The organism is Actinomadura sp. NPDC000929 (assembly GCF_040492065.1).
GTDB classification, from domain to species: Bacteria; Actinomycetota; Actinomycetes; order Streptosporangiales; family Streptosporangiaceae; genus Spirillospora; species Spirillospora verrucosospora.
This window is the reverse complement of record NZ_JBEUPA010000215.1, coordinates 1-10,824: the sequence shown is the minus strand read 5'-3', so window position 1 is coordinate 10,824 and position 10,824 is coordinate 1. Positions and strand designations below refer to the sequence as shown.

The window sequence follows — 10,824 nt, the reverse complement described above, 5'->3', positions numbered from 1 at the left end:
CGCTGCGGCCCGGTCCCCTGCGGGTCCTGGCGGCGGCGCTCGGCCGCCTCGCCGACGACGCCGACCGGCTCGGCGGCGCGCACGAGACCTTCGACCGCTACGGGGCCGGCCTGGTGGCGGAGCGGCTCGCCGCGCGGGAGGCGGGGTGGGCCGACGGCCGCACGTTCGCCTTCGCCCGGTCGCTGCCGCGGGGTCCCGAGGCGGTCTGGCGGCACCTCACCGAGCCGTCGCTGCTGGCGAGGTGGTGGGCGCCGCAGGACCTGCGGGTGTCCGCGCTCGTGTTCGAGGCGCGGCCGGGCGGCAGGGTCGTCCTGGAATACCGCGACGCCGAGGACGCCGGCGGGTCGGACGCGGTCGCCGGGCGCGCCGAGGGCGTGGTCGACGAGGTGCGGCCGGGCGAGCGCCTGTCCTACCGGTCCTCCCCGGTGCTGCCGGACGGGGAGCCGGCCTTCACCGCCCACGTCGATCTCGACCTGCGCCCCGAGGGCGCCGGCACCGGCCTGGACGCCCGGGTGCGAATCACCGGCAGCACGGTCGAGTCCGCGGACTTCGTCGCGGGCATCGAGATCGGCTTCGGGCAGAGCCTGGACAAGCTCGCGGCGGTCCTCGCCGCGGAATCTTCGCAGGGCACAGGGCACGACACCGAGTACGACACCGACCATGACGATGACTCAAGGAGCATGAGATGACCGGCACCACCGACCGCAGGGTGACAGCGAATCTGGCCCTGACCCTCGACGGGCGCTACCACGGCCCCGGCGGCCCCAGCGACTTCGGCTTGTTCGTCCCGTATGTGACCAGCGAGGTGGCCCGGGACCACCTCACCCGGATCCACGAGGGCGCCACGACGGCGCTGCTGGGCAGGGTCAACGCCGAGGGCTTCATGGGTTTCTGGCCGGCGGTCGCCGGGGACGCGGGCGCCGATCCGCGTGACCGCGGATACGCCAAGTGGCTGGTCGACACCGAGAAGGTGGTGCTGTCCACCACCTTGACCGAGGCGCCGTGGGAACGGACCCGCGTGGTGAACGCGCCCGCCGCGGACGTCGTCGCGGGGCTGCGAGCCGAGGGCGGGGGCGACATCCTGGTCAACAGCAGCGCCAGCGTCATCAAGCCGCTGCTGGCCGCCGACCTCGTCGACCGGCTGTACCTGCTGGTCCTGCCCGAGATCGCCGGGGGCGGGGGGCGTCTGTTCGAGGACGGCCTGCCGTCGACCGGGTGGGCGCTGAGCCGCCAGGAGACCGGTGAGCTGGGCGAGATGGCCGTGATCTACGACCGCGTCCGCTGACGCGGCCGTGCCGCGGTGGCCGCGGAGGCACGCTCGTGCCGCCTCCGCGGCCACCGCGCGGGCGCGAAGGGCCTTTCCCGCGGGGCCGCCGGGGAGCCGGGGCCCGGGGCGGGCGGGCTGCCTCTAGAGGATCGCCGCGGCGATTCCGGCGGCGACCGCGGCCAGGACGATGATGACGGCGGCCGCGGCGAGGACGATCGTGCGTGCGCGGCGGGCGCGGGGGGTGCCGAGGCGGGCGAGGCGCTGGGCCAGCCGCGGGTCGTCCTCCTTCAGGCGGACCTCGATCTGGCTGAGGATCCGCTGCTCCTCCATCGACAGCGCCATGCTTCATACCTCCGGGGGGTGGTCAGGTGTGAGATTCCTCCCCACGGAGCATGATCATTATCCCTCGGGGGCGGTGGCCGTTGCGCCGCGTCCGGGGCGGCTCTCGTGGTGGAGGCGGTCCAGGGCGGTGACGGAGTAGGTGTAGGAGCGTCCGGGCTTGGCGGTGGGGTCGATGATGCCGCCGCCGCGGACGGCGGCGATGAGCCGGCGGGGGTCGACGGGCGCGCAGCCGGGCTTGGCGCCCTCGACGCGGTAGACGGCGTAGGAGGTGGCGCCCTGCGAGGCGCGCCAGGTGACCTTCACGCCCTTGCCGTCCTTGCCGGTGGCGGGGGCGGCGGCGGTGCCCTGGACGGGCGGGGGCGCCTGCCCGCCGCGCCGGGCGGGGACGGGCGGGACGGCGGGGCGGGTGTAGTGGTCGGCGCGGACGCGGGCGGCGGATCCGCGCCGGTTGGCGGCGATGTCGGAGGCGCTGAAGAACACGTCGCCGTTGATCTGCGGGTACTTGGCGTTCAGGGTGAGGTGGCGCGACAGTTCGTCGGGCTTGCGCCAGGCGGCGTCCTCGCCGACGCGGTAGGCGGCCTGCCCGATGGTCAGCTGGACGCCGGTGCCCTTGACCTGGCGGGCCCACCAGGGGGCGAGCTCGGCGTAGTCGGCGCGGGCGTCGCCGATGGGCCAGTACAGCTGGGGGGTGACGTAGTCGAGCCAGCCGCGTTTGATCCATTTGCGGGTGTCGGCGTAGATGTCGTCGTAGCTCTGCAGCGCGGCGGTCGGCGACCCGTCGGGGTCGCTGCTCTTGTTGCGCCACACGCCGAACGGGCTGATGCCGAAGCGGACCCAGGGTTTGGCGGCGTGGATGCGGCCCGACAGCGACTCCACGAGGGTGTCGACGTTGCGGCGGCGCCAGTCGGCGCGCTTCATGCCGGCGCCGTAGGCCTTGAAGGCGGCGTCGTCGGGGAAGTCGCCGTCCTCGGGATAGGGGTAGAAGTAGTCGTCGAAGTGGACGGCGTCGATGTCGTACTTGGTGACGACGTCCATGACGGCGTTGGTGGCCAGTTCGCGGACCTGGGGCAGGCCGGGGTCGTACCACAGGCCCTTGCCGTACTTGCGGACCCAGTCGGGGTGCTTGCGGGCGGGGCTCTTGGGCGACAGCTTCTTCAGGTCGTCGTGGCGGGAGACGCGGTAGGGGTTGAACCAGGCGTGGAACTCCAGGTCGCGGGCGTGGGCCTCCTTGATCATGAAGGCCAGGACGTCGTAGCCGGGGTCCTTGCCCTGGGTGCCGGTGAGCCACTGCGACCACGGCTCGTAGGGGGAGTCGTAGAACGCGTCGGAGTTGGGGCGGATCTGGACGAACACCGCGTTCATGTTCATCGCGGCGGCGGTGTCGAGGAGGCGCGTGAACTGCCCGCGCTGGTCGGCGGCGGAGGCGCGGGGGTCCCGGGGCCAGTCGATGTTGCCGACGCTGGCGATCCACATGCCGCGCAGCTGGCGTCCGGCGGCGCCGTCGGGGGCGGGGACGGCCGGGCACTCGGCCTTGGCTCCCGGGGGGACGGCCCCGTCCTCGCGTCCGGTCGCGCCGCCGAAGGCGGTGATGCCGCAGGCGGTGAGCGCGCTCGCCGACGCGCCCGCCGCCAACGCCGCCGCCACTTGCCGGGTCCTCGATCGCCATGCCATAGCGGCCCATTGTTACGCACGAGCCGGGATGCCATGCACGAAACGCGGCCGCCCGTGTGATCCCTCACCGTCCCGTTTCGCCTGATCCTCGCGTTGCGATCTTCGAACACGCGTTCCATACTGGCGGGACGTGGCTTCGCTCAAGTGTTCGAGGAGGTGGGGGGTGCGCTGGGATCACCTCCGGCTGGACGGGGACGACGGGCCGGCGCCGCCGCTGATCGAGCGCGGCGCGGTGGCGCGCACGTTCGACACCCCGGAGTTCCGCGGCATGACCTTCTACGAGGTGCGCGCCCGGACGGTCGTCAACAAGGTCCCCGAGGCGTCCCGCGTCCCGTTCCGCTGGACGGTCAACCCCTACCGGGGCTGCACCCACGCGTGTTCTTACTGTTTCGCCCGGAAAAGTCACGAGTATCTGGATTTTGATGCGGGTGCGGACTTCGACTCGCGGATCGTGGTGAAGGTGAACGCCGCCGAGCGGGTCCGGGCGGAGCTGGCGGCGCCGCGGTGGCGGGGCGAGCACATCGCGATGGGCACCAACGTCGACTGCTACCAGCGGGCCGAGGGCCGCTACCGGCTGATGCCGGGGATCATCACGGCGCTGGCGGAGGCGGCCAACCCGTTCTCGATCCTGACCAAGGGCTCGTTGATCCTGCGCGACCTGCCGCTGCTGGTGGAGGCGGCGGCCCGCACGCGGGTCGGCGCGGCGGTGTCGGTCGGGTCGCTCGACCGTGACCTGGGGCGGGCGGTGGAGCCGGGCGCGCCGCCGCCGCGCCGGCGGCTGGAGGTGTGCGCGGCGCTGAACGAGGCGGGCATCGGCTGCGGGGTGCTGATGGGCCCGGTCCTGCCCTACCTGTCGGACTCCCCCGCCCAGCTGGAGGCGGCGGTCCGGCAGATCGCCGACGCGGGCGCCACGTCGGTGTCGGCGATCACGCTGCACCTGCGCCCCGGGGCCCGCGAGTGGTTCCTGTCCTGGCTGCGCGAGCACCATCCCGGGCTCGTCGTGCCGTACGCGCGCCTGTACCGCGGCGGCGCCTACGCGCCGCGCGAGTACCAGGAGCGGATCGCGCGGCGGGTCCGCGACCTGGCCGCCGAGTACGGCGTCGGCGGCCGCGCGGCGCACCGCCGCTCCCCCGCTCCTCCGCCTCCTCCTGCCGCGCGATCCCGCCCGGAGCAGCTGACTCTCCTGTGACGCCGACTACGCCACCGCCTACGCCGGGGACGGGCGGCGGTGGACGGCGAGGTCGGTGCGGCCGGGGGCCAGGTGCGGGCGCAGGGTGAGGTCGTCGGTGTAGTCGCCGCCGCGCTCGCTGCGGTAGGCGGTGGGTTCGGCGGTGGGCAGGGCGTGCAGGCGGGCGCCCAGCGCGGCGGACGCCGATTTCGCGGTGGCGGTGCGGCACGGGCTGGAGGCGCTGGAGGTCACGGACACGGTGGTGGTGCCGGCGTCGTACCTGCTGGACGAGAGCCGTCCGGGCAGGGCCGGTGGCGGCGGCCGCGGGGCGGGGCTCGGGGGGAGCTTAGAGGTCGCGCGGATAGGCGCGCTTGGGAACCCCGACAACAGAACGGGCGCAGGTCCCGGTGATCACGGAGTTGCGACGCTCTGTGACCACTGAGGAGACCTGTGCCCGCGTTGCCGTCATGGCTCACCGAACCGCTCTGGGACCAATTCGTGGCTCTGCCGCCCAAGCGGCCGCAGTTCCATCCGGACCATCCACTCGGCTGCCACCGCCGGCGCATCAGTGACCGGATCATCTTCGACTCGCTCACCGGTCGACCGCGGCGACGCCGCCCATGACTGATCACCAGGGCACGGGCGTTCCGTCCCAGGAGAAGAAGCCACCGGTGGGGCCGTCGTCCGGCAGCAGGGCCAGGCGGAGGGCACCCTGCGCGGCCTCGGCCGGGTCGCCGCCGGCAGCGGCGGCCCGGGGGTTGAGATCAGTGGTCCGCAGGCCGGGGGCGAGCGCGTTGACCTTGAAGCCGTCCTCAGCCAGCGTCTGGGCGTAGAGGACGGTGAGGGCATTGAGGGCGGCCTTGGACGACCGGTAGGCGCCGCCGCCGCCGCTTCCCGGGGTGAACTGGGGGTTGGGGGTGGTGCTCCAGGTCAGCGACGCAGTGCCACTGGAGATGTTGACTATGCGCGGGCTCGGGGACCGGCGCAGGGCGGGCAGGAAGGCATTGGTCACCGCCACTACCCCGAACACATTGGTCTCGTATGTGCGCCGGTACTCCTCAACGCCGGTCTCGGTCGGCGGGGCGAGTGACGGCGAGATGCCGACGTTGTTGACCAGCACGTCCAAGCGGTCCATCCGAGCCGCGGCCTGTGCGACGCCGTCGGGGTCTGTCACGTCGAGGACCAGCAGACGGGCCCCGGCTCCGATCTCCTCGACGGCCCGTTGCCCGCGCCCGGGGTCACGGGAGCCCACGTACACGGTGAGGCCCTCGGCAGCGAGCAGCCGGGCGATATGCTTGCCGATGCCCTTGTTGGCACCGGTGACCAGAGCTGTGCGTTCATTCATGGCGACCACACTTCCCTGGTCGTGGGTGCCCTGCCAGGGACAGCCTGTACCAGGCAGTGGGAGGAGGCGACATGGCGCGGCAGGAGCTGGCCCACTACCTGCGGGACCGCCGGGCGGCCCTGCGTCCGCACGAGATCGGCCTGGCGGCGACGGGCACCGACCGCCGCACACCGGGTCTGCGCCGCGAAGAGGTGGCGGAGCTCGCCCACATGTCGGTCGACTACTACACGCGGCTGGAGCAGGCCCGGGGGCCGCGGCCATCGGCCCGGATCCTGGACGCGTTGGCCCGCGCGCTGCGGCTCACGCCGGCCGAGCGCAGCCATCTGTTCCGCCTGGCGGGTTCGAGCGCGCCGCCCGGCATCAGCGCCGTGCGGCGGGTGCGCCCGCACATGGCACGGATGCTGGAGCGGCTGCCGGAGACCGGTGCCATCGTCACTGACGCGGCGTACGACGTTGTCGCCTGGAACCCCCTGGCCCGGGCACTGCTCGGCGCCGACCTTGGAGGCGGGACGACGAACCTGGCCCGTCGCCGCTTCCTGGGCCAGGGGCGGACGTACGAGAGCTCCAGCGCCGAGGAATTCGGGCACATCGTGGTGGCGCGGTTGCGCCGGGCCGCGGACCGCTACCCGCATGACCCGCAGCTGGCCGCGCTGCTGGCCGAGCTGCACGCCGGCAGTGAGGAGTTCCGGCAGATCTGGGAGGCGCGTCCGGTTCACGCCCCCGGGCATCGCGCCAAGACCCTGGACCATCCAGAGGCCGGTGCGCTGCGGTTGAACTGCGACGTCCTGCTCGTGCCCGAGGATGACCAGGAGGTTGTCCTGATGACGGCCGACCCCGGATCACCTGCCGGGCGGGCCCTGCGCAGGCTGGCCGCGCAGGCGATCTGAAACGAAACACTGGACCTGCGCCCAATATCGTCATTACGTGATTTTTGAGGGCGTTGACGACATCCCGTGGGGGGAACTCACCTACGGTTACTCGGGCCGCTGCGACGTGCCCGCACTCCTGCGCTCTCTCTTGGTCGACGGCGAGGCCTTCGAGGCAGCCGACGAGCTCCTCGACGAGCTGTACCACCAGGGTGGCTTCGTCTGCACGGCCGCCCCGGCGATCCTGCCGTTCCTCATGGAGGCCGCCGAGTCGCCGCGTGTACTCTGCCGTCCAGAGGTGCTGGAGATCGTCGCGCGCCTTGCAGGGACGGCCGCGGCGGTGCTGGCCCGCCGCGTGGCCGCCGACTGGCCTCGGATGTGGGTGCGTGCGCGCCCCGCCCTTCTCGCCCTGCTCGGCGATCAGGACCCGGCGGTCCGGACGGGTGCGATCTGGGCGCTCTGCGAAGACACTGTGGACCCCGACGAGGTCGCCCGGGCGCTCGTCGCGGGGTGGCCCGACCCCGACGTCTCCGTCCGGACCGATACGCTTCTCGCCCTCGGCGGCCTCGCGGAGCGCCTTTCGGTGTCCGTCTTGCCTGAGATCCTCGTCTTTCTGCGTGAGCAGGCGGACGGCGCAGACGCCCACCACGCGCTCTACGCGACCCTCGCGCTGGCCGAGGCGCTCCCCGGCCGCCCGGTTCTCACCGCCCCGATCATCGCTGGGGTCACCGCCGAGCCCGTCCCGCTCCCTCACAGCAACCTCGCCTCAAGCGACCCCGCCCATGCGACCGCGAACGTGCTGCGCAACCTCGACCGGCGGAGCACCGAAGCGATCTGTGCCGCCCTGCTCGCTCACTCCGAACAGCGCCTGCGCATCGCGGCCGTCAGCGCGGCGAGCGGAGCCCTCGTCCGGACGCGCGCCCCCGGCCTGCTCTCTGCTCTGCGCGGTTGCGTGGACACCTTGGACGATCCGGCTCCTGTCCTGGCGATCCTCGCCGCGCACGCCCGTCGCCAGGACGCCCACGACACCGACCTCATGGCCGCCCATCTGGACGGGCCGTCGGCGGACGTCGCGCTCTGGGGCCTGGCCTGGTCCGGTGACGACCGCGCCGTCCCCGGCCTCCTTGGTCTGCTCGCCCGGCGGGAGACCGGCTTCACGCTGCACGGACAGCGCGCCGGGAAGCTCGGCTTCTGGCCGAGCGCGCCCTCGCTCGCGGAGCTGCTGACGCCGTGCGCACCCTGGGCCGGCTCCCTGATCCCCGCGATCGCCCCGAACCTGCGCCCGGACTGCGCCGGCGACCTCCGGCGGTCACTGCTGGAGATCCTCGCGGAGTGGGCCGCCACGCGAGCCTTCGAGGTCGTACGGGTCGTCCCGGAGCTGACCGCGCTCCTCGAGCGCGACGAGTGGGGCCGGGCCGCTGGAGTGCTCGGCGCGATCGGCCCCCAAGCCGCTCAAGCCGCCCCCGAACTGGAACGGCTACTCGGCACGGGTGAACGGCGGATGTGCATCGAGATCGCTTGGGCGTACTTCCGGGTGACCGGCGATCCCGAGCCGGCCCTGCGGATCCTCGGCCCCCGCCTCGGCGAGGACCACCACGTCTCCCGCCGCCTCGGCGACCTCGGCCCGCACGCCACCGCCCACGTTCCGACGCTGCGGCTGCTGGCCAAGGCCCTCGACCGCTGGACGGCCCACGAGGCCGCCTACGCCCTCGTCAAGATCACCGGCGATCCGGGCGAGGGCGCCCACATCCTGATCCGGCCCATCGCCGAACTCCTCGAAGGCCGCCCGCTCCCCGTCGCGTCGGCCGCCGCCCGGGCCCTCGCAGGCGTCGACCGTCTGCCAGGCGGCCATCTCGCCATCATGAGGGACGTCCTGGCCGACGACCGCCGCCATAGTTACTGGGGTGGCGTCACCGCCATCAGCGAGGACCTGGAGCTGCGTGCCCTGCTCACCGAGCGGCTATCGCGCGCCTGAGCCGCCTACGGCGAGTCATGTCGCCGGAAGGCCGGAAGTTCCAAGCGTCGGCTGGTGCGCGGTTGGTTCTCGCCGTACGGGGTCATGCCGGTGTCGAACAGCGGGGTGGGCCCGCGCCGGTCGACGTCGGTGGGAACGGCTGTTCGTCGACGAGGGCGCGGTGCTGGCCTCGGCGGGCGAGGCGGCGGGCATCGACCTGTGCCCGTCATGATCCGCCGTGATCACGGCGCGACGTTCCGCGGCCCGGGCGGCGGCTGAGGGGTCAGGCGTGCTCGGCGTCGAGCTCGACGGGTTCGGCGATGACGTCGACCATGGCGCCGTTGCGCAGCACGGTGATCGGCAGGGGCCGGCCGATCGCCTCGGCGAACATGAGCCGCTGCAGGGACTGGGCGTCGGTGACCGGCGCGCCGCCGGCGGTCAGGACCAGGTCGCCGCTGCGCAGCCCGGCCCGGTCGGCGGGCCCGGCGGGCACGACCTCGGCGACGCGCAGCGCCTCGCTGCGGCCGGTGCGCTCGCGCAGGTCGGCGGGCACGGGGACGGGCGCGGCGGCCAGGCCGAGGAACGCGCGGCGCACGCGGCCGTCGCGGATGAGGGCGTCGATGATGCGGCGGGTGGTGGCGTTGACGGGGACGGCCAGGCCGAGGCCGATCCCGGCGACGGCGGTGTTGACGCCGACGACGCGGCCGTGGGCGTCGGCGAGCGCGCCGCCGGAGTTGCCGGGGTTGAGGGCGGCGTCGGTCTGGATGACGTCCTCGATGACGCGGACGGCGGTGCCGGTGCGGGTGCGCTGGGAGGCCGGCAGGGACCGGCCGAGGGCGGACACGACGCCGGCGGTGACGGATCCGGCCAGGCCGAGGGGGTTGCCGACGGCGACGACGAGCTGCCCGACGGCCAGGGCGTCGGCGTCGCCGAGGGTGACCGGGTCGGGGACGGGCCCCTCGGCGCGGACCACGGCCAGGTCCGACAGGGGGTCGGTGCCGACGACGGTGAACGGGCCTTCGGCCCCGCCGGAGAACGCGGCGTGCCCGCCGGTCGCGGCGCCGACGACGTGGGCGTTGGTGAGCAGGAACCCGTCGCCGGTGAACACCACGGCCGACCCGGCGCCCTCGCCGCGGCGGTGCCGGACGCGCAGGGCCGCCACGCGCGGGGTCAGGTCGCGGGCGACGGCGGTCACGACGCGCGAGTAGGCGTCCAGGGGCGGCTCGTCCCCGGCGGGCCGGTCCGCGCGGGGGTCGCTGTCATGGGGGATCATCGCACCTCCCGATGATTACATCGTTACACGGTAACGGTGTGAGGGGGAGGTGTGTTCCCGGCCCCGTCCGCCGGGGTCCTCTGCTTCCCCCGGGGGGTTGCCGGTGGCGTCCCTTCCGGGCCCGGGGGTCAGCGCAGGGTGGACAGGCCGCCGTCGACGTGCAGGACCTGCCCGGTGACGTAGGACGCGCGGTCCGACAGCAGGAACACCGCGGCGTCGGCGACCTCCCACGCGGTGCCCTGCCGCCGCATCGGGATCAGCTCCGCGACCCGGTCGCGGCCGGCGTTCCCGGCGGAGGCGTCGCGGCCCATCACGGTGTCGATCAGGCCCGGCGCCACCACGTTGGCGCGCACGCCGCGGGGCGCGCCCTCGGCGGCGATGTGGCGCACCAGCCCGGTCAGACCCGCCTTGGAGGCGTCGTAGGACGGCGACCGCGAGCCCGGCTTGGTCCCGGCCAGCGACCCGATGAACACCATCGCCCCGCCCGCGTCCAGCGCCGGCATCGCGGCCTTGCCGACCAGGAACGGCGCCCGCAGGTTGACGTGCAGGACGCGGTCCCAGTCGGCCAGCGCCGTGCCCGCCAGCCCGTACCCGATGCCGATCCCCGCGTTGAACACCACCCCGTCCAGGCCGCCGAGGGCCTCCGCGGCCTGGAACACCACGCGGTCGCAGGCCGCCGGGTCGGTCACGTCCGCCGTCACCACGCGGGCCCGGCCCCCCTCGGCCTCGATCATCGCGGCGGTCTGCCCGGCGGCGTGCCCGTCGACGTCGGCGCACGCGACCGCCGCGCCCTCCCGCGCGGCGGTGACCGCGATCGCGCGGCCGTTGCCGACCGGCGCGGCGGGATGTTCCCGGCCCGGCGGAGAAAATTCTGGAATGGGGAGGGGTACCCGAATCGTTGGCCAGGTGGCACCATCGGTTTCGTCTGGGTACGCCGC

At 73.9% G+C, this 10,824-nt stretch carries 11 protein-coding genes and 1 pseudogene; 6 read left to right on the top strand and 6 right to left on the bottom strand.

Features of this window, described 5'->3' with window-relative positions:
- Window positions 1-689: SRPBCC family protein (locus ABWI04_RS39555; protein WP_353835603.1), on the top strand; the 689-nt coding region annotated here is incomplete at its 5' end.
- On the top strand, window positions 686-1,285 hold the full coding sequence (locus tag ABWI04_RS39550) for a dihydrofolate reductase family protein (RefSeq protein ID WP_353835602.1): 600 nt from the start codon (window positions 686-688) through the stop codon (window positions 1,283-1,285). The genes ABWI04_RS39555 and ABWI04_RS39550, both read left to right, overlap by 4 nt.
- A gap of 123 nt (window positions 1,286-1,408) precedes the next feature.
- Here the strand turns inward: ABWI04_RS39550 and ABWI04_RS39545 are convergent, their stop codons facing one another.
- Together ABWI04_RS39545 and ABWI04_RS39540 are read right to left on the bottom strand one after the other, a co-directional pair.
- Complete coding sequence (locus tag ABWI04_RS39545) at window positions 1,409-1,609, bottom strand: DUF3040 domain-containing protein (RefSeq protein WP_345183837.1); 201 nt, start codon at window positions 1,607-1,609, stop codon at window positions 1,409-1,411.
- Window positions 1,610-1,666: 57 nt separating this feature from the next.
- A complete protein-coding gene (locus ABWI04_RS39540) occupies window positions 1,667-3,253 on the bottom strand; it encodes a glycoside hydrolase family 10-like protein (protein ID WP_345183839.1) in 1,587 nt (528 codons plus the stop codon).
- A 190-nt stretch (window positions 3,254-3,443) separates the two neighbouring features.
- Here ABWI04_RS39540 and ABWI04_RS39535 point away from each other — a divergent pair, with 190 nt between their 5' ends.
- Window positions 3,444-4,469: an Rv2578c family radical SAM protein gene (locus ABWI04_RS39535; RefSeq protein WP_345183841.1), complete on the top strand. Its 1,026-nt coding sequence runs from the start codon at window positions 3,444-3,446 to the stop codon at window positions 4,467-4,469.
- Between the two features lie 18 nt (window positions 4,470-4,487).
- Here the strand turns inward: ABWI04_RS39535 and ABWI04_RS39530 are convergent, their stop codons facing one another.
- Window positions 4,488-4,700: a hypothetical protein gene (locus tag ABWI04_RS39530; protein ID WP_353835601.1), complete on the bottom strand. Its 213-nt coding sequence runs from the start codon at window positions 4,698-4,700 to the stop codon at window positions 4,488-4,490.
- Window positions 4,701-4,898: 198 nt separating this feature from the next.
- On the opposite strand from ABWI04_RS39530, the pseudogene ABWI04_RS39525 reads away from it, so the two are divergent.
- A pseudogene (locus ABWI04_RS39525) lies at window positions 4,899-5,036 on the top strand (IS5/IS1182 family transposase); the annotation flags it as partial.
- A 40-nt stretch (window positions 5,037-5,076) separates the two neighbouring features.
- On the opposite strand, the gene ABWI04_RS39520 reads toward ABWI04_RS39525, so the two are convergent.
- Complete coding sequence (locus tag ABWI04_RS39520; protein WP_353835600.1) at window positions 5,077-5,793, bottom strand: SDR family oxidoreductase; 717 nt, start codon at window positions 5,791-5,793, stop codon at window positions 5,077-5,079.
- 71 nt (window positions 5,794-5,864) lie between these two features.
- On the opposite strand from ABWI04_RS39520, the gene ABWI04_RS39515 reads away from it, so the two are divergent.
- Together ABWI04_RS39515 and ABWI04_RS39510 are read left to right on the top strand one after the other, a co-directional pair.
- A complete protein-coding gene (locus tag ABWI04_RS39515; protein ID WP_353835599.1) occupies window positions 5,865-6,680 on the top strand; it encodes a helix-turn-helix transcriptional regulator in 816 nt (271 codons plus the stop codon).
- Between the two features lie 37 nt (window positions 6,681-6,717).
- On the top strand, window positions 6,718-8,634 hold the full coding sequence (locus tag ABWI04_RS39510; protein WP_353835598.1) for a hypothetical protein: 1,917 nt from the start codon (window positions 6,718-6,720) through the stop codon (window positions 8,632-8,634).
- 262 nt (window positions 8,635-8,896) lie between these two features.
- Here the strand turns inward: ABWI04_RS39510 and ABWI04_RS39505 are convergent, their stop codons facing one another.
- Window positions 8,897-9,886, bottom strand: a complete 990-nt coding sequence (locus ABWI04_RS39505) for a S1C family serine protease (protein WP_353835597.1) — start codon at window positions 9,884-9,886, stop codon at window positions 8,897-8,899.
- Between the two features lie 128 nt (window positions 9,887-10,014).
- On the bottom strand, window positions 10,015-10,824 hold an 810-nt coding region (locus ABWI04_RS39500), incomplete at its 5' end, for an SDR family NAD(P)-dependent oxidoreductase (protein WP_353835596.1).